This is a genomic window from Nocardioides sp. Kera G14, from assembly GCF_020715565.1.
Taxonomy (GTDB): domain Bacteria; phylum Actinomycetota; class Actinomycetes; order Propionibacteriales; family Nocardioidaceae; genus Nocardioides.
The window spans coordinates 1,472,865-1,490,302 of sequence record NZ_CP085839.1 but is presented as its reverse complement, the minus strand read 5'-3'; the positions used below and the strand labels follow the sequence as shown (position 1 = coordinate 1,490,302).

Here is a 17,438-nt window from a genome sequence, read left to right as displayed (position 1 = left end):
ACATGAGCCTCCGGTCATCGCGCTTGGTCGTGGATCCACGCATGGCGAACAACTGCTACCTGCTCGAGTGCACCGCCTCCGGCGAGCGCCTGCTGGTCGACGCGGCCGACGAGGCGGAGGGCCTGCTCGCGTGGCTCAAGGCGCAGCCGGGCACCGGCCTGGCGTCGGTCCTGACCACGCATCAGCACTGGGACCACCACCGTGCACTCGCCGCCGTCGTCGAGGCGACCGGGGCGTCGACGTACGCGGGGGCGGCGGATGCCGACGCGATCACCGAGGCGACGGGAGTCCCCATCGCCACGACGCTCGAGCACGGGGACACGGTCACGGTCGGCGAGGTCGTGCTCGAGGTGATCGCCCTGCGCGGCCACACCCCCGGCTCGATCGCCCTGCTCCACACTCCGCAGTCCGGTCCGCCGCAGCTCTGGACCGGGGACAGCCTCTTCCCCGGCGGCGTCGGCAACACGTTCGGTGACGCGGAGGCGTTCACCCAGCTCTATGACGACGTCGTGGCACGGGTGTTCGACCGACTGCCGGACGAGACCGGGTTCTTCCCCGGCCACGGCGACCCGTCCACGCTCGGCGCCGAGCGCCCGCATCTGGCGGAGTGGCGCGACCGGGGTTGGTAGCCCGCCCTCAGGCGCGGCCGAGGAGGCGGCCAGCGAGGAGGTCGCTCCAGCCCGAGGCCGGACCGCCGTTGCAGGGGCCGTCACTCTCGCCGGGGTGCTTCAACCACAGCAGCCCGTCGAGGCTTCCGGTGCGGAGCATGGCCGGGCGCTGGCCCACCCGTGCCCACGGCGGGTTGCACCACTGGGTGTCCAGGGGCGCGGCGCCGTTGCGTGAGGTGTCGATGACGAAGTGCTTGCCGGGTATCCCCTGAGCACCGAGGGCGGCGGCCACCGCATCGCCATACGCCTGGGCCTCCGGGGTGGGGCGGAAGTTGGCGACGTTGAGGCTGAATCCGCGGACGTAGCTGATCCCGGCCTGCCGCAGCCTCGCAGCAGCCGTCTCGGCCGTGAGCCAGTTGCTGTGCCCGGCGTCCAGGTAGACCCAGGTGCGGCTCGCGGCGAGGATCCTCGTCGCCGCGCGGAGCGTCGCCAGCCGGGCGGCCCCTCCGCACCGGTCCTCCATGGCCAGTGCATCCGGCTCGACGACGGCGATCGCATGACGGCCCCGGAGGACGGAGGCGATCGCCCGGACCCACCGGAGGTACGCCCTGGGGCTGGCCCAGCCTCCACCCGAGCAGTCCCGGTCCGGGATCGCGTAGAGGACCACCTGTGGCGTCCGGTGCCTGGCCGCCGCTCTACGGACGTAGGCGCGCAGCTGACCCCGCACCGTCCGCACCGGCGCCGCCCCCAGCCAGAGCGCCTGTGGCACCGACCCGAGCGAGGCGTAGGGGCCTCCGCGGACCGCTGCAGAGCTGTGTGTGTCGGCGTAGCCGGGCTGCGTCAGCCGGGGGTCGAGCCTCTTTCCCTGCTTCGCCACCGCGGATGTCCCGCCCAGCAGGGTCACGACAAGACAGACGACGGCCACGGCCACGAGGGTGGCCCTCCCTGATCCCCGCACCGGAGCAGCCTAGACGTAGGCTCGACTCCGTGATCGAGCTCCGCACCCCGACCCAGATCGAGCAGATGAAGCCCGCCGGGCGATTCGTCGCCGACGTACTCCTCGCCCTGCAGGAGAAGGCAGCGGTCGGAGTGAACCTGCTGGAGCTCGACGCCCTCGCGCACCGGATGATCAAGGACGCCGGTGCGGAGTCCTGCTACATCGACTACCACCCCAGCTTCGGGGCGATGCCCTTCGGCTACGTGCTCTGCACCAGCGTCAACGACGCCGTTCTGCACGGCCTCCCCCACGACTACGTCCTCCAGGACGGGGACCTGCTCAGCGTGGACTTCGCGGCGAGCCTCGGCGGCTGGGTCTCCGACAGCGCCCTCAGCGTCGTGGTCGGCAACGCCGACCCCAAGGACCTCAAGCTCATCGAGGCCACGACCCAGGCCCTCGACGCCGGGATCGCCGCAGCCCAGGCCGGCAACCGGATCGGCGACATCAGCCACGCGATCGAGGTCGTCGCCAAACGCAACGGACTCAAGGTCAACACCCAGTTCGGCGGTCACGGCGTCGGTCGCACCATGCACGGCGACCCGCACATCCCGAACGCGGGTAAGGCCGGTCGTGGCTACAAGCTCGAGCCCGGCCTCGTCATCGCGATCGAGCCGTGGTTCCTGCACACGACCGACCAGATCTACATCGACCCGGACGGCTGGACGATCAAGTCGCAGGACGGCTCCCGCGGCGCCCACATGGAGCACACCGTCGCCATCACCGCCGACGGACCGCTCGTCCTCACGGCTCGTTGAAACCTCAGTTTCGACCGGCGTTCGATCGTTTCATGACGCGCCGCGTGCTGTAACACGCGCGTAACCGCTCCTCATTAGCGTCGCCGCAACATCCCGAGATTTGAGGAGCATCATGGGCAACCCCGAGGCCTTCCAGAGCGGCATGAGCCGCCGACAGATCATCCGAGCCGGCGGTGTCGGCGTCGTCGCCATCGGCGCTGTGGGCGTCCTCGCCGCCTGCGGCAGCGACAGCGACAGCACGTCCGGCGACAGCCCGTCCAGCAGCGGCAGCACGGGAAGCAAGGACCTCGGGGCCCTCGCGATCAAGCTTTCCTGGATCAAGAACATCGAGTTCGCCGGTGAGTACTTCGCCGACCAGAACGGCTACTACAAGGACGCCGGCTTCTCGAGCGTCAACCTGATCGCCGGTGGCGACCAGACCACCGCGGAGGACGCGCTCATCTCGGGTCAGGCACTCATCGGCCTCTCGTCCCCCGCGATCACGGCGCCGACCATCGCCAAGGGCGCGCCGCTGAAGATCATCGGCTCGACCTACCAGAAGAACCCCTTCTGCCTGATGTCACTCCAGGAGAAGACGCCGATCACCACGATCGACGACCTCAAGGGCAAGAAGATCGGCGTCCAGTCGGGCGGCAACCAGGCGATCTTCGAGGGGTTCCTCAAGGCGAACAGCCTCACGACCGACGACGTCGAGGTCGTCACCACGCAGTACGACATCGCCCCGCTCGAGCAGGGCAAGTACGACGCCCACTTCTCCTACACGACCAACGAGCCGATCCTCGCCAAGGCCGACGGCTTCACCCCGGTCGTCTTCGCCCTGGCCGACAACGGCCTGCCGTTCGTGGCGGAGACCTTCACGGTCACCAACGACACGCTCTCGAGCAAGCGGGACGTGCTCAAGGCCTTCCTCATCGCCGAGATCAAGGGCTGGACCGACGCCGTCAAGGACCCGGCGAAGTCGGCCGAGCTCGCCGTCAACACCTACGGCAAGGACCAGAAGCTCGACGTCACCGAGCAGACCGGTGAGGCCACCGCACAGATCAGTCTGATCCTCACCGACGACGTCAACGCCAACGGGCTCTTCATGATCACCGACGAGCTCGTCCAGGAGAACATCAAGTCGATGGCGGCCATGGGCACCGACATCGCCGCCGACGACCTCTTCGACCTCTCCCTCATCAAGGAGATCTACGAGGAGAACCCCGACCTCAAGACGCAGTTCACGATCCCGTCTGCCTGATGTCGTTCGCAACCCTTGAGCCCCGTGGCGAGGGCACCCTCGCCACGGGGATCAACATCCATGGCCTCACCAAGACCTTCCGGACCGGCTCCAAGACGGTCCAGGCCCTGAGCGAGGTCGACCTCGGCACGACCGAGAACTCCTTCCTCTCGCTCCTCGGACCCTCGGGGTGCGGCAAGTCGACGATTCTGCGGATCCTCGCCGGGCTGGAGAGCCCGACCACAGGTGAGATCGCGATCAACGGCAAGTCGGCGATGGAGACGCAGCGCTCACATGAGGTCGGCATCGCCTTCCAGGACTCGGCGCTGCTGCCCTGGCGCTCGGTGGAGAAGAACATCCGGCTCCCCCTCGAGGTCGCCGGCCTCAAGCCCGACAAGGGCCTGATCGCCGACCTGATCGCGCTCGTGGGGCTCAAGGGTTTCGAGGACGCCAAGCCGGCACACCTCTCGGGCGGCATGCGCCAGCGCGTCTCGATCGCCCGCGCGCTCGTGGTCCAGCCGACCGTCATGCTGCTCGACGAGCCCTTCGGCGCGCTCGATGACATGACCCGGCAGCGGATGAACGACGAGCTCCAGCGGATCTGGACCGAGAAGCCCGCCACCACGCTGATGGTGACCCACGGCATCGCGGAGGCGGTCTACCTCTCCGACGTCGTCGCCGTCATGTCGCCGCGGCCCGGCCGCATCCTCGAGATCGTCGAGATCGACCTCCCGCGTCCACGCACTCCGGACATCCTGCGGGCCCCGGAGTTCCACGCCTACGCCGACCAGCTCTCCGAGATCCTCTTCGGACATGCGTAGCCTCAGTCTCCGCACCCCGTGGGTAGGCGGGCTCACCGGCATCGTCGTCATCGTCGTGGCCTGGTGGTTGGCCTCGATCCCCTATGTGACGCCCTCGGGCAACCCGGGGGCCATCCCGTCGCCGTGGCTCGTCGCCAAGGAGTTCCTCGGTGCCTTCGGCGACTCGGTCTACTGGCGCGCCGTCGGCCACTCCTCGGGTGAGGCGCTGCGCGGCTACCTGTGGGGCGACGTGATCGCCTTCGCCATGGCCCTGCTCGTCCTGGTGGTGCCGCGGTTGGACAGCTTCGTGATGCAGCTGGCCGTGGTCACCTCCTGCATCCCCATCACGGCGGTGGGCCCGATCGTGGCCCTCATGGGCCAGGCCGGCAGCCGCGCTGCGGCGGTCTTCCTCGCTGCCCTGCTCTGCATCTTCCCCACCGTTGTGGGCTGCCTGCTCGGGCTGCGCAGCGCCAGCTCGACACAGCTCGACGTCATCACGGCGTACGGCGGCGGGAGGATCACCCAACTGCGGAAGGTCCAGCTCATCGCCGCCGTACCGAACATCATCGCGGCGCTCAAGGTGGGCGCTCCCATGGCGGTCCTCGGAGCCGTCCTCGGCGAGTACTTCCTCTCCGGTGTCGACTCCGGCATCGGCGTCCTGCTCGTCTCCTCGCAGGCGACGGGCAACTCCGTGCGGGTCTGGGCGATCGCCCTGATCTGTGCCGCGATCGCCGGCGTGGCCTACGGGCTGATCGCCCTGCTCGGCAGGCTTCTCACGCCCTGGGCCGCGGGCGACGACCGAGTGGGAGCACTGTGATGAAGGGCCGTCTTGCCGTCCGGATCGGCTCCACCATCGGCCTGGTCGCGCTCTCCATGGGAGTCCTGGCCCTGGCCTGGCAGGTGGCCGTCTCCTGGCTGATCAGCAGCGGCCACACCAACTCCTACATCGCCAAGAAGCCCGCGGATGTCTGGGACTACTTCTTCGCCACCGGCATGGACAAGGTCCCGCCGAGCGAGCACCGCCACGACATGCTCCAGCTGCTCTGGGTGACGCTCGGCCACACCGCGCTCGGGTTCGCGGCGGGCGTGATCGGCTCGGTCGTGCTCGCGCTGCTCTTCGCTCTGGTCCGGCCGCTGGAGTTCATGTTCCTGCCGGTCGCGATGGTGCTGCGCACAGTGCCGCTGCTCGCGATGGCTCCGGCGATCTACCTGATCTTCGGCAACGGCCTGGTCGCTGCCGCGCTGATCAGCTCGATCGTGGTCTTCTTCCCGATCCTGCTCAACCTCGCGGTCGGCTTCCGCTCGGTCTCCCCCACGGCGGTGGACTTCGTCCGGGTCCACGGCGGCAGCCGGTGGACGATCCTGCGCAAGGTCGCGATGCCGACCGCGCTGCCGCAGCTCTTCGCCTCGATGCGGATCGCGATCCCGGGTGCCATCACCGGCGCGATGCTCTACGAGTGGCTGCTGACGTCCAAGGGCCTCGGTGGCTCGATCACGCTGGCCAAGGCGCATGCGGACTACCAGGAGATCTGGGCGATCGTGGTCGTGGTGACGGTGACGTCGATCCTGCTGTACACGATCGCCAGCCTGGTCGAGGATGCCGTTCTTGCCCGCTGGGGCTTCACGACCACCCGGCGCTGAGCGCTGGCCTCACTCGTCCTCGGGGAGCGCCAGCCCGGAGGCGGTCTCGGCCAGCACCGGCTCGGACGGCCCTTCGGGCCGTTGGTCGCTCGCTCGGCCGCCGTGCTCGAGCAAGCTCGGCACGCCGCCTCCCTCGCTCGCATCCTCGTGGACGTACTTGCCACCGGCGAAGAGCGAGGCGACACCGGCGAGGAGGCTCATCACGGCCGCGGCACCGAAGACGACGACGAGCCCGTGGTGGAACGGGTCGCTCATCAGTTGCGGGAAGAACTCCTTGCCCGTGAGCACCTTGTCGGGAGAGCCGAGGTCGATGCCCGCGCCCTTGATCTGGTCGAGGATCGTGCCGATCGGGTTGAAGCCGAGGAACGACGCGAAGAGCGAGCCCACGGGCGGGATCTCCGCGGCGGCCTGGGCGGCCTGGGTGGAGACGCCGTGGGCGGTCAGACCGGTGCGCATGGCGTCGGGGAGCGTGTTGGCCAGGCCGGCGATCATCAGCGAGAAGAAGACGCCGATGGAGAGTGACGAGCCGGAGTTGAAGAACGTGCCGCGCATCCCGGACGCCGCTCCCCGACGGTTCGCGGGCACCGCGTTCATGATCGACGACACGTTGGGCGCGGCGAAGAGGCCCGAGGCGAGGCCGTTGATCAGCAGGATCAGCGCGAAGAGCCAGTAGGGGAAGTCCACCGGGATCAGCAGGAAGCCGATGAAGGTCAGCGCGACGAGCACCATGCCGACGGCCGCGAAGAGCCGCGCGCCGTACCGATCGGAGAGCCGCCCGGAGAGCGGCCCGGCGACGAGGAAGCCGACGGTGAGGGGCAGCAGGTAGATGCCGGCCCACAGCGGGGTCGACTCGTACGAGTAGCCGTGGCGCGGGAGCCAGATGCCCTGGAGCCAGATGATCAGCATGAACTGCATGCCGCCCCGGGAGACGGAGGAGAGCAGGCCGGCGAGGTTCCCGGCCCAGAACGGCCGGATCCGGAAGAGACTCATCTCGAACATCGGTGAGGCGACCCTGGTCTCGATCACGCAGAAGATGACGAGGAGGACGACGCCTCCGACGATGCCGGCGATCACCCAGGGGTTGCCCCAGCCCATCGCCGAGTCGCCGTACGGCTGGATGCCGTAGGTGATCGCCACCAGCAGGGCGGTCAGGCCGACGGCGAAGGTGAGGTTGCCGGGAAGGTCGAGGCCGCCCTTGCGCCGCACGCCGGTCTCGTGGAGCGACATGTACGACCAGATCGTGCCGACGATGCCGATCGGCACCGACACCCAGAAGACCGCACGCCAGTCCCACTCGCTGAGCACGCCACCGAGGACGAGTCCGATGAAGGAGCCGGCCACGGCGGCGACGTTGTTGATGCCGAGAGCCATGCCGCGCTCGTGAGCCGGGAAGGCGTCGGTGAGGATCGCGGTGGAGTTGGCGAAGAGCATGGCGCCGCCGACGCCCTGGATCACGCGTCCCGCGATCAGCCAGAGCGCGCCCTGCCCGCCGGTCAGCGGGTCGAGCGAGAGGAAGATCGACGCGATCGCGAAGACGACGAACCCGAGGTTGTAGATCTTCACCCGCCCGAACATGTCGCCGAGCCGTCCGAGGACCACGACCAGGACGGCAGAGACCACCAGGAAGCCCATGATCATCCAGAGCAGGTAGCTCACGTTGCCCGCTCCGAGCGGGTCGACGTGGATGCCCTTGAAGATCGCGGGCAGCGAGATGATGACGATCGAGCTGTTGACGGTGGCGATCAGGATGCCGAGCGTCGTGTTCGACAAGGCCACCCACTTGTAGTGGGGATGATCCACGGCGACGCGCTGGCGGGCTGCAGTCTCGGTCACGAATGCACTTTAGTTTGTTGCCCTATGCAACAACATGGTGGGCCATGGAAACAGATGCGCCCTACGCTCATCCGCATGCATGAGTACGACGACGCTGCCGCGTCCCTCGCCGCGCGAATGGCCGAGCTCTCGATCGACCGGCTCCAGATGCAGGCACCGCTCGACCGGACGCTCAGCCCCGCCGAACTGGAGGAGCTCGCGGGGCAGACCGTGACGCCCGGAGGCATCGGAGGCGAGGCGGCGGCGCAGCTCTGGGAGGACGTGCTCGCCCCGGCCTGCCTCTCGATCGACCACCCTCGCTATCTCGCGTTCATCCCGGGCGCGCCCTCCAAGGCAGCGGCGGCGTTCGACATGCTCATCGGCGCCTCCTCCATCTACGGCGGCTCGTGGCTCGAGGCGAGCGGTGCGGTCTACGCCGAGAACCAGGCGCTGCGCTGGATCGCCGACCTCGCCGGCCTGCCCGAGTCAGCGGGTGGCGTCTTCGTCCAGGGCGGCACCAACGGCAACCTGTCCGCGCTGGTCGCCGCTCGGGCGGCCGCACTCCATGCCCGCGGCGGCACCCGTCCGGCACGGTGGGCGGTGATGCTCACCCACGAGACACACTCCTCGGTGAAGCACGCCCTCGAGTCGGTCATGGACGTCGACGTCGTCGAGATCCCCGGCGATGACCGCGGGCGCCTCACCGGCTCCGCCATCCGCTCCTGGCTGGAGATCGCCACCGACGAGCAGCGTCACAGCGTCTTCGCCGTCGTCGCCACCGCCGGCACGACCAACCTCGGCGTGATCGACGACTTGGCCGGCATCGGCGAGGTCGCACGCGAGCAGGGCTGGTGGTTCCACGTCGACGGCGCCTACGGCGGTGCCGGCCTCGCGGCACCCAGCGTCCGTGCCCTCTTCGACGGCATCGAGCAGGCCGACTCGTTCATCGTCGATCCGCACAAGTGGCTCTTCTCGCCGTTCGACGCCTGCGCGCTGCTCTACCGCGACCCCGTCCTGGCCCGCGCCGCCCACACCCAGAAGGCGTCGTACCTCGACGTCCTCACCGACGACCCGACCCGCTCGGTGTGGAACCCCTCGGATTACGCCATCCACCTGACGCGCCGCCCGCGCGGCCTTCCGCTGTGGTTCTCCCTCGCCGTCAACGGCACCGACGCCTACCGCGACGCCATCGAGACCACGCTCGCCGTCACACGCGCCGCGCGGGAGCTCATCGACGCAGCCGACCACGTCAACCTCCTGGTCGACCCCGACCTCTCGGTGCTGATCTTCGAGCGGGTCGGCTGGAGCGATGCCGACTACAACGCGTGGAGCGACCGACTCCTCAAGGACGAGATCGCCTTCGTGACGCCGACCAAGCACCGCGGACGGGTCTGCACCCGCTTCGCCATCGTCAACCCGCGCACGACCGTGGCGGACCTCCAGCTGGTGCTGGACTCGATGCGGGACTAAGGCCCCCTTGGCATGGCCCATCTGGGTCATTTGTGTCGAAATGCCTTGGATCCCGAACGGCTGACGAGTAGCTTTCTCTTCGAGCCGCTGGGGACCCGAGACCCCAGCGGCTCACTCCATTTCCGCAGGGGTTTCTCGAGGATCAGTCCTCCGAGGCGAAGTCCTCGTCATGAGTGCCGGGGCGTGGTGCCCACGGCAGCTCCTTCGCCGGTCGTACGACGACCAGCCGGTCACCCCGCGCAAGCTGCGTCACGACCGGGTCGAAGTAGCGGAAGACGCGCTCGTCCCGCACGACGGCGATCACCTGGTCGGGCAGCTGCTGGGGCTGCTTGCCGACCTCGGTGACGAGCAGCTCGCGCTCGGCGACCTCCAGCCCCTCGCCGTACGTCAGCAGGTCCTCCATCACGGTGCCCAGCGTCGGCGAGAGCGACGAGAGGCCCAGCAGGCGGCCGACCGCGTCCGCCGACGTGATCACGGAGTTCGCTCCGGACTGCTTCATCAGCGCCACGTTCTCCTCCTCGCGCACGGCGGCGACGATCCAGGAGTCGGGGTTGAGCTGGCGGACCGTCAGGGCAGTGAGGACGTTGGTGTCGTCACGGTTGGTGGTGATGATGACGTGGTCGGCCTCCGCGACGCCGGCACGGCGGAGCACCTCACGCCGGGTCGCGTCACCGGTGACGACGGCGAGGCCGTCGGAGTGGGCGTCCTGCAGCGCGGCGGCCGACGGGTCGACGACGACGATGTGCTCGCGGTCCTTGCCGTTGTTGAGAAGCGTCTCGACCGCACTGCGGCCCTTCGTGCCGTAGCCGATGATGACGACGTGGTGGGACATGTTCTTCCTCCAACGGGCGGTGCGGATCTGCTCGCGCCCGCGGGTGGCGAGCACCTCGAGGGTCGTGCCGATCAAGAGGACAAGGAACCCGATGCGGGCCGGCGTCACGACCAGCGCGTTGACCAGTCGCGCGAAGTCACTGGCCGGCGCGATGTCGCCGTACCCGGTCGTGCTGAGCGTGACGGTCGTGTAGTAGATGGCATCGACGAGGCTGATGCCGTCGCCGTTGCTGTCGCGATAGCCCTTGCGGTCGAGGTAGACGATCAGGACGGTGCCGACGAGGATCCCCAACGCCATCAACAGGCGTCGCGTGAGCTCCCACCAGGGCGACCGCACATGCTCCGGCAGCGACAGGCGCCCGCGACGGAACCTGATGTCATCTGCGAGCTGATCCTCCGGCACGGCACTACCGTAGTGGCATGACTGGCGCCTCCCCCGCATCGAACCGGCTCGTGCTCAACCAGGCACCGCTGCTCGCCGGGCACAACGTCGTGACCAGCGATCACGCACTCACCGAGGCCGTCCTGCGGCACGCCGACCAGGCCACGCTGGACTCCCTGGTCGGACTCGGTTTCGAGGCCGGCTCGGAGGAGGCACGCGAGCACGGTCTGCTGGCCAACAAGCACACGCCGACCCTCAAGCCGGTCGACCGCTACGGCAACCGGATCGACGAGGTCGAGTTCCACCCGTCCTGGCACTGGCTGATGGAGCGCGGCATCGGGCACGGCCTCGCCGCGACGCCGTGGGAGAGTGACGACCCGCACGCGCACCTGCGTCGTGCGGCCGGTTACATCGCCTGGTACCAGACCGAGCCGGGCCACGGCTGCCCCATCACCATGACGTACGCCGCCGTGCCGGCGTTGCGCGCCGACGACGCCCTCGCGAAGGAGTGGACGCCGCTGCTCGCGTCGACGACGTACGACTTCGGCCTGCGGCCGCATGAGCAGAAGCTCGGAGCCCTTGCGGGGATGGGGATGACGGAGCGTCAGGGTGGTTCCGACGTCCGTACCAATGTCACCGTCGCGACGCCGCTCTCGGGCGACGCCGACTCGGGCGTCTACACGCTGCGCGGCCACAAGTGGTTCACCTCGGCGCCGATGAACGACATGTTCCTCGTGCTGGCACAGACCGAGGGTGGCGTGACCTGCTTCGTGCTGCCGCGCGTCCTCCCTGACGGCACTCGCAACACCCTCGACGTCGTTCGACTCAAGGAGAAGCTCGGCAACCGCTCCAACGCCTCCTCGGAGCTGGAGTTCAACGACACGGTCGCATGGCGGCTGGGTGACGAGGGCCGCGGCGTCCGCACGATCATCGAGATGGTCGCCGCGACGCGGCTCGACTGTGTGCTCGGCTCGGCGTCGCTCATGCGCCGGGCGGTGGCCGAGGCGAGCTGGCACGTCGCGCACCGCTCGGCGTTCGGGTCGCGCCTGGCCGACAAGCCGCTGATGCAGAACGTCATCGCCGATCTCGCCGTCGAGTCCGAGGCGGCCACCGTGCTGGGCATGCGGCTCGCGGCGGCCGTGGACGACCGCAATGACGAGCACGAGAAGGCGTTCCGCCGGATCGCACTGCCGCTGGCGAAGTTCTGGGTGTGCAAGCGGACCATCGCCGTCACGGGCGAGGCGCTGGAGTGCCTCGGCGGCAACGGCTATGTCGAGGATTCCGCGATGCCGCTGCTCTACCGGGAGGCGCCGGTCAACTCGGTGTGGGAGGGCTCGGGCAACGTCAACGCGCTCGACGTGCTGCGCGCCCTGTCGCGTGAGCCGGAGGTGCTCGACGCCTACCTCACCGAGGTCGGCAGGGCCCGTGGCGCAGACGCGCGACTCGATGCGGCCATCGCCGACGTACTGCAGCTGCTCGGGTCACTCACGCCGGAGACGATGGAGGTCAACGCGCGGCGCCTCACCGGCCGGATGGCCGCGGTCCTCCAGGCCTCGCTCCTGGTCCGCTTCGCGCCGGCCGAGGTGGCCGACATCTTCTGCGCCTCCCGCCTCTCGGCCGCCGGCGGTGGACATGACGGGACCTTCGGCATGCTCGCCGGCGGCGATCTCGCGGCCGTGGTCGAGCGGACCACCCCCGTGATCGCGTGAAGCGCCTCGTCTCCGACGGCGTCCGCACCTACGGCCGCCTCGACGCTCGCCCGCTCGACGTCAACCCGCTCGACGAGTTCCACGGGCTCACGCGACGGCTCAAGTGGCTGCGGCTCAAGGAGTGGCAGGGCTGGACGCTCGTCCACCCGGAGGTCTACTCGTCGATGATCCTGCAGGACGCGCACTACCTCGCTTCCTCCGAGATCTACGTCCGTGACAAGGCTTCCGGTGTCCTGCACGAGCACGCCTCCAACGCCCGCGGCAGCTCCCTCGGCATCGCCGGCGAGATCTGGGGGTCGCGACCGGCCATGCGCGCCAAGGGCTACCGGACCTCGTGGCTCTGGGGCACCTTCGGCACGCGGGCCGCGGACGGCACACCCGTCGGCGCCAACTTCGTCGACCGTCCCGAGGTCGACGGTGAGCCCGAGGAGTCCTGCCTCTGGCTGCCCGGCGTCTACGAGGAGCTCTCCGACGTGGTCTTCGAGCACCACCCGGCGCAGAACGGTGAGTACTGGACCGTCTCGTCCTTCGACGGCCGGCTCGACGTCACCTTCACACCGGACGGCCGCAAGGACGTCAAGCACCAGCTGGTGCTGGCCTCGATCGACTACTTCCAGCTCTACGGCCGCTACGCCGGCACGATCCGCAGCCTCGACGGGACGACGTACGACGTCGACGTGACCGGCGTGCTCGAGTCCATGACGATGCGGTCCTGATGGCCGGACTCGGCGGGCTGCCGCGCCCGTTGGTGACGGAGGACGATGCCGCACGGATCGCCGTGGCGCACTGGGGCCTCACCGGCGCAATCAGGGAGCTCGGCTCCAACCAGGACCGCAACTTCCGCATCGACGACTCGTCGGGGCGCGTGGTGCTCAAGATCGCCAACCCTGCCTGGGAGCGGGCCGAACTCGAGGCGCAGCGGGCGGCGCTCTCGACGATCGAGGCAGCCGCGCTTCGCGGTCCGCTGCCGGTCGATGACCTGCAGCAGGTCGAGGTCGACGGCCAGCACCTCCTCGCCCACGTCCTCACGTACGTCGACGGCACGCCGCTCCTCGACCGTGCCCGCTTCGGTCTCGACGAGTGCCGCCTCCTCGGCGAGACGGCCGGCCGCGTGGTGGCAGCACTCGCCGACTTCAGGCATCCCGGCACCGAGCGGCGCAGCCAGTGGGACCTGCGCGCGGCTGCCGAGGTCCTCGATTCCCTCGACCCCTCGCTGGCGGAGCGCGTCTCCGACGCCGCGGCCCGGATCGCGGATGTCGCGGACGAGCTGCCGCTCCAGGTCATTCACGGCGACCTGACCGACGACAACGTGGTCCTCACCGACAGCGGCGCGGCGGGCGTGATCGACTTCGGAGACCTCGCCGTCAGCTGGCGCTGCGCCGAGCTCGCCGTCGCCGCCGCAAGTGTGCTCGGCAAGACAGCTGACGACGTACGAGCGGTGCTGGCCGTCGTCGAGGGGTTCGCCGCGCACACGCAGCTGAGCGACACCGAGCTCGGTGCGGTCTGGCCCCTCGTCGTCGTGCGCGGCGCCGTGCTGGTGGCGAGCGCCGCCGACCAGACCGTCCTCGACGGCGACAACGGCTACGCCGAGGCGCGAGCCTCTGCGGAGGTCGACGGCTTCGAGGCGAGCCTTGCGCTCGACCTCGAGGAGATGACCTGGCTCGTCCGCGGCGTCGGCCAGCCCCTCGGAGCGCCGCGGCTGGTGGGGCCCGTGCCCGGCATGCGCTTCCGCACCGCCGACCTCTCGGTGACGGCCGAGGTCTGGGACCGGGGCGCCTGGCTGACCGGCTCCCCCGCACTCCCTCCCGTCCTCGCCACCCGGTACGGCGAGTACCGGCTCGACCGAGCCCAGCCGCTCTCCCGGCGGCACTCCCAGCCCACACTCTCGCTCGCAGGCGAGATCGACGGCCAGGTCATCCAGGCCTGCACCCTGCCCGGCATGCCCCCGCGCTTCGTCAGGCCGCACGCGGTCGACGTCTGGCAGCGGATCTGTCCCGACCCCTCACCGTTCCTGTCGACGGACATCGCGGCGCCGACTGCGGATCCCCGCGGACTGCTGGAGCGACGCGACGCCCACTTCGCCGGCGTCCAGGAGCACTACTACGCCGACCCACCGCAGATCGAGCGCGGCTGGCGGGAGTTCCTGATCGACACGCAGGCCAACGTCTACGTCGATGTGGTCAACAACGTCGCCACCACAGGCCACGCCCACCCGGTGCTCACCCGCGCCGCGACCCGTCAGTGGAACCTGCTCAACACCAACAGCCGCTTCCACTACGCAGCCTCCGTCGAGCTCTCCGAGCGCCTCGCGGCCCTGGCGCCCGACGGACTCGACCAGGTCTTCCTCGTCAACAGCGGCTCGGAGGCGGTCGACCTCGCGCTGCGCCTGGCGATGACCGCCACGGGCCGTGATCGGATCCTGGCCGCCCGCGAGGCCTACCACGGCTGGACGATCGGCTCGGACGCCGTGACCTCCTCCCTCGGCGACAACCCGCGTGCCCTCGAGACGCGGCCGGCGTGGGTCGAGCTGATCGACGCGCCCAACCAGATCCGCGGCACCCACCGCGGTCCCGGCGCCGCGGCCGGCTATCTGCGCGACCTCGACGCCCAGCTCGCCGGCCTCGACCGCGATCGGATCGCTGGTGTGATCCTCGAACCGATCTTCGGCAACGGCGGCGGCGTGCTGCTCCCCGACGGCTACCTCGCCGGCGTCTTCGACCGCGTCCGCGGGCTCGGCGGCGTCTGCATCAGCGATGAGGTGCAGATGGGCTACGGCCGCCTCGGCCACCACTTCTGGGGCTTCGAACAGCAGGACGCGGTGCCGGACATCATCACGGTGGCCAAGGCGATGGGCAACGGCCAGCCGCTCGGCGCCGTCCTCACCACGCGCCCGATCGCGGAGGCCTTCGCCGCCGAGGGCTCGTTCTTCTCCTCCGCGGGCGGGTCGCCGGTGTCGGCCGCCCTCGGCCTCGCGGTGCTCGACGTGATGGAGGCGGAGCGGCTGCAGGAGAACGCCCGTGTGGTCGGCGATCACCTCAAGGCCGCGTTGGAGCAGTTGGGGACGACGTACGACGTCATCGGCGCCGTCCACGGGATGGGCCTCTATCTCGGGGTGGAGCTCGTGCTGGACCGCGCGACGTTCGAGCCGGCGACCGAGCTGACCGCGCAGATCTGCGACGCCCTCCTCGAGGAGGGCTGCATCGTGCAGCCCACCGGTGATCACAAGAACGTGCTCAAGATCAAGCCGCCCCTGGTCATCACGCGAGAGTCGGTCGACTACGTCGTCGGCGCCCTCGACAGGGTGTTGGGCCGGCTCAGTTGAGGCGTTGCGCCACGAGGACGGCCACGTCGTCCTCGGCGACCTGCTCGCCGACCACCTCGCCGAGGATGCGGATGCAACCGAGCTCCGGGTCCTCAGCCGCAGCCAAGGCCTTGGCGGCACGGGCGATGCCGTCGGCGATCAGGTCAGCGTCGCCGTCCTCGGGCGCAGGCCGGCGCTCGACGAGCCCGTCGGTGAAGAGGCAGAACTTCGCGCCGAGAGGCAGCGGGATCCGGGTGGTCGTGCGCACCGCGTCAGGACTCATGCCGAGCAGCCGGTCGATCGTCATCGTCACCGTGCCGGCCCACTCGCCCGGCACGGCCAGGATCGGGGCGAAGTGGCCCGCCGAACTGAAGTCCCAGTACTCGTAGGGCGGCTCGGAGACGCCGTAGAGGACGGTTGCGAGCGCATCGGGCTCGAAGTGGCAGATCTTGCGATCGAGCCGCGCGAGGACCTCGGAGGGGTCGTCGTGGTCGAGGGCGTAGGCACGCAGCGCACTGCGCAGGCGCCCCATCACGATCGCGCTGTCGAGGCCATGCCCGACCACGTCGCCCATGACGAGGCCGACCCGGCCGTCGGGCAGCTCGAAGACGTCGTACCAGTCGCCCCCCAGATCACCGTCCGCCGGCACGTACCGCGCCGCCATCGCCAGCCCGGCGGGCACACGGAGCGCCGTGGGCAGCAGGCTGCGCTGCAGCGTGAGTGCCGCGGTGTGCTGGGCGTCGTGGAACCGGTCGTTGAGCAGCCGACCCATCTCGCCGGCGTACTCGGTGAGCCGGAGCTTCTCGCCGTCGGTGAAGTCGTGGTGGTCGAGGAAACCGACGTGCAGGACGCCGAGCAGCGCGCTGCCGTCGATGATCGGCACACCCAACAGCGAACTCACGCCATGCTGCAGGAGGACCGGGTTCAGGACGGTGGAGTCGTTGACCTCACCGAGCACGACCGGCTGGCGCGTCTGTGCGACCCGGCCCGCGAAGCCCTGTCCGATGGGCACGACCCGCGCACCCCACAGGGTGCGATCGAGACCGACCGTCGCGGCCGGCTCCAGCAACGTGCGTGTGGAGTCGACCAGCAGGACCGACGCCGTGTCGGACCGCATCCCGGACCGAACACCCCGAAGGGCCGAGACCAGCTCCCGATACGCGGCATGGTGCGCCGCAGAGGCTGATTCAGGGCGTTCGCCACGCATCGCCGAGACCCGTCACCTCGAGCACTCGGCTCACACGCGGCGACACTGCCGAGATGGTGAACGAAGCATCCTGCTTCTCAGCGTGGCGTGCGATCTCGACCAGGGCCCCGATGCCCATCGAATCCATGAAGTCCACACCCGACATGTCCAACGCCAGGGCGTTGTCACGATCGAGCACCGCGAGACCCGCCTTGAGGAAGTCCTCCCGGCTCACCAGGTCGATCGACCCGACCAGCGCCAGCGTCCCCGTGTCCTGCGTGATCGTCAGATCCATCCTGCCTCGTCCTTTCGTGGCTCTGTCTTCTCGCCGCCGGAGCGGTCAGCGAGCCTGAACCAGACAGTCTTGCCGTCTTTTCCTGAGTGTGTCGTGACTCCCCATGCGGCGGCAACCTGGTCGACCAGGAGGAGTCCGCGGCCCGACGCCTTCGTCGCGGCCACCGCCGTGCCTGTCATCGGCATCACATTGCTTCCGTCCGTGACGCCGATCGTGACCGAACCGCCCTCCACCTCGACCGTGAGGCTGATGTCCGGGCCACCATGCCGAACGGCATTGGTGACGACCTCAGAGACGAGCAGTTCAGCGTCGGCCATCGTGTCGTCGGCGAGTTCAGCGCCGAAGGTCCTCACGATCGCGCGCGCTGCCCGCACCGACTCCGGGCGGAACGGCAGGTCGACCTGCCGGGAGAGCGTATGCACGGGTTGGAGG

The 17,438-nt window shown here is 69.5% G+C and carries 16 protein-coding genes; 10 read left to right on the top strand and 6 right to left on the bottom strand.

Annotated elements, in window-relative coordinates:
- The first annotated feature begins 41 nt into the window (after nt 1–41).
- The gene (locus LH076_RS07355; protein ID WP_227783333.1) at nt 42–629 is read left to right on the top strand and encodes an MBL fold metallo-hydrolase; all 588 of its coding nucleotides are present in this window, start codon (nt 42–44) and stop codon (nt 627–629) included.
- A gap of 7 nt (nt 630–636) precedes the next feature.
- On the opposite strand, the gene LH076_RS07350 is transcribed toward LH076_RS07355, so the two are convergent.
- Nucleotides 637–1,566 carry a glycoside hydrolase family 6 protein gene (locus LH076_RS07350; protein WP_227783332.1) on the bottom strand — a complete coding sequence of 310 codons (930 nt, stop codon included), beginning with the start codon at nt 1,564–1,566 and terminating at the stop codon, nt 637–639.
- A gap of 29 nt (nt 1,567–1,595) precedes the next feature.
- On the opposite strand from LH076_RS07350, the gene map reads away from it, so the two are divergent.
- The 5 genes from map to LH076_RS07325 all read left to right on the top strand — a co-directional run bounded on the left by map (nt 1,596) and on the right by LH076_RS07325 (nt 6,020).
- Nucleotides 1,596–2,360 (top strand): type I methionyl aminopeptidase, encoded by a 765-nt coding sequence (gene map, locus LH076_RS07345; RefSeq protein ID WP_227783331.1) that lies wholly within the window; start codon nt 1,596–1,598, stop codon nt 2,358–2,360.
- Nucleotides 2,361–2,472: 112 nt separating this feature from the next.
- Complete coding sequence (locus tag LH076_RS07340) at nt 2,473–3,600, top strand: ABC transporter substrate-binding protein (protein ID WP_227783330.1); 1,128 nt, start codon at nt 2,473–2,475, stop codon at nt 3,598–3,600.
- Complete coding sequence (locus LH076_RS07335; RefSeq protein ID WP_227783329.1) at nt 3,600–4,400, top strand: ABC transporter ATP-binding protein; 801 nt, start codon at nt 3,600–3,602, stop codon at nt 4,398–4,400. The genes LH076_RS07340 and LH076_RS07335 overlap by 1 nt, the downstream gene beginning before the upstream one ends.
- Complete coding sequence (locus LH076_RS07330; protein ID WP_227783328.1) at nt 4,393–5,196, top strand: ABC transporter permease; 804 nt, start codon at nt 4,393–4,395, stop codon at nt 5,194–5,196. The genes LH076_RS07335 and LH076_RS07330 overlap by 8 nt, the downstream gene beginning before the upstream one ends.
- A complete protein-coding gene (locus LH076_RS07325; RefSeq protein WP_227783327.1) occupies nt 5,196–6,020 on the top strand; it encodes an ABC transporter permease in 825 nt (274 codons plus the stop codon). Before LH076_RS07330 ends, LH076_RS07325 begins: the two co-directional genes overlap by 1 nt.
- A gap of 9 nt (nt 6,021–6,029) precedes the next feature.
- Here LH076_RS07325 and LH076_RS07320 read toward each other — a convergent pair whose 3' ends face one another.
- On the bottom strand, nt 6,030–7,853 hold the full coding sequence (locus LH076_RS07320) for an MFS transporter (RefSeq protein WP_227783326.1): 1,824 nt from the start codon (nt 7,851–7,853) through the stop codon (nt 6,030–6,032).
- A 75-nt stretch (nt 7,854–7,928) separates the two neighbouring features.
- Between LH076_RS07320 and LH076_RS07315 the strand changes: the two genes are divergently transcribed.
- Nucleotides 7,929–9,302, top strand: coding sequence for a pyridoxal phosphate-dependent decarboxylase family protein (locus tag LH076_RS07315; protein WP_227783325.1), 1,374 nt, complete (start codon nt 7,929–7,931; stop codon nt 9,300–9,302).
- Between the two features lie 142 nt (nt 9,303–9,444).
- Here the strand turns inward: LH076_RS07315 and LH076_RS07310 are convergent, their stop codons facing one another.
- Entirely contained in the window at nt 9,445–10,575 is a 1,131-nt protein-coding gene (locus LH076_RS07310; protein ID WP_415753228.1) for a potassium channel family protein, read from the bottom strand.
- Here LH076_RS07310 and LH076_RS07305 point away from each other — a divergent pair.
- From LH076_RS07305 to LH076_RS07295, 3 genes are read left to right on the top strand one after another with little or no spacing between them, the layout of a single operon-like run.
- Nucleotides 10,554–12,224, top strand: coding sequence for an acyl-CoA dehydrogenase family protein (locus LH076_RS07305; RefSeq protein WP_227783323.1), 1,671 nt, complete (start codon nt 10,554–10,556; stop codon nt 12,222–12,224). The genes LH076_RS07310 and LH076_RS07305 overlap by 22 nt on opposite strands.
- A complete protein-coding gene (locus tag LH076_RS07300) occupies nt 12,221–12,940 on the top strand; it encodes a DUF2804 domain-containing protein (protein ID WP_227783322.1) in 720 nt (239 codons plus the stop codon). Before LH076_RS07305 ends, LH076_RS07300 begins: the two co-directional genes overlap by 4 nt.
- Nucleotides 12,940–15,546: an aminotransferase class III-fold pyridoxal phosphate-dependent enzyme gene (locus LH076_RS07295; protein ID WP_227783321.1), complete on the top strand. Its 2,607-nt coding sequence runs from the start codon at nt 12,940–12,942 to the stop codon at nt 15,544–15,546. Before LH076_RS07300 ends, LH076_RS07295 begins: the two co-directional genes overlap by 1 nt.
- On the opposite strand, the gene LH076_RS07290 is transcribed toward LH076_RS07295, so the two are convergent.
- From LH076_RS07290 to LH076_RS07280, 3 genes are read right to left on the bottom strand one after another with little or no spacing between them, the layout of a single operon-like run.
- Nucleotides 15,539–16,732 carry a PP2C family protein-serine/threonine phosphatase gene (locus LH076_RS07290; protein WP_227783320.1) on the bottom strand — a complete coding sequence of 398 codons (1,194 nt, stop codon included), beginning with the start codon at nt 16,730–16,732 and terminating at the stop codon, nt 15,539–15,541. The genes LH076_RS07295 and LH076_RS07290 overlap by 8 nt on opposite strands.
- Nucleotides 16,713–17,006 carry an STAS domain-containing protein gene (locus LH076_RS07285; protein ID WP_227783319.1) on the bottom strand — a complete coding sequence of 98 codons (294 nt, stop codon included), beginning with the start codon at nt 17,004–17,006 and terminating at the stop codon, nt 16,713–16,715. Before LH076_RS07285 ends, LH076_RS07290 begins: the two co-directional genes overlap by 20 nt.
- Nucleotides 16,997–17,428 (bottom strand): ATP-binding protein, encoded by a 432-nt coding sequence (locus LH076_RS07280; RefSeq protein WP_227783318.1) that lies wholly within the window; start codon nt 17,426–17,428, stop codon nt 16,997–16,999. The genes LH076_RS07285 and LH076_RS07280 overlap by 10 nt, the downstream gene beginning before the upstream one ends.
- Nucleotides 17,429–17,438 lie beyond the last annotated feature (10 nt).

What these genes read in the sequence shown, in the direction of transcription:
- LH076_RS07355 (WP_227783333.1), top strand. Translation starts at nt 42, where the DNA reads ATGGCGAACAACTGCTACCTGCTCGAGTGCACCGCCTCCGGCGAGCGC.
- LH076_RS07340 (WP_227783330.1), top strand. Translation starts at nt 2,473, where the DNA reads ATGGGCAACCCCGAGGCCTTCCAGAGCGGCATGAGCCGCCGACAGATC.
- LH076_RS07335 (WP_227783329.1), top strand. Translation starts at nt 3,600, where the DNA reads ATGTCGTTCGCAACCCTTGAGCCCCGTGGCGAGGGCACCCTCGCCACG.
- LH076_RS07330 (WP_227783328.1), top strand. Translation starts at nt 4,393, where the DNA reads ATGCGTAGCCTCAGTCTCCGCACCCCGTGGGTAGGCGGGCTCACCGGC.
- LH076_RS07325 (WP_227783327.1), top strand. Translation starts at nt 5,196, where the DNA reads ATGAAGGGCCGTCTTGCCGTCCGGATCGGCTCCACCATCGGCCTGGTC.
- LH076_RS07315 (WP_227783325.1), top strand. Translation starts at nt 7,929, where the DNA reads ATGCATGAGTACGACGACGCTGCCGCGTCCCTCGCCGCGCGAATGGCC.
- LH076_RS07305 (WP_227783323.1), top strand. Translation starts at nt 10,554, where the DNA reads ATGACTGGCGCCTCCCCCGCATCGAACCGGCTCGTGCTCAACCAGGCA.
- LH076_RS07310 (WP_415753228.1), bottom strand. Translation starts at nt 10,575, where the DNA reads ATGCGGGGGAGGCGCCAGTCATGCCACTACGGTAGTGCCGTGCCGGAG.
- LH076_RS07295 (WP_227783321.1), top strand. Translation starts at nt 12,940, where the DNA reads ATGGCCGGACTCGGCGGGCTGCCGCGCCCGTTGGTGACGGAGGACGAT.
- LH076_RS07290 (WP_227783320.1), bottom strand. Translation starts at nt 16,732, where the DNA reads ATGCGTGGCGAACGCCCTGAATCAGCCTCTGCGGCGCACCATGCCGCG.
- LH076_RS07285 (WP_227783319.1), bottom strand. Translation starts at nt 17,006, where the DNA reads ATGGATCTGACGATCACGCAGGACACGGGGACGCTGGCGCTGGTCGGG.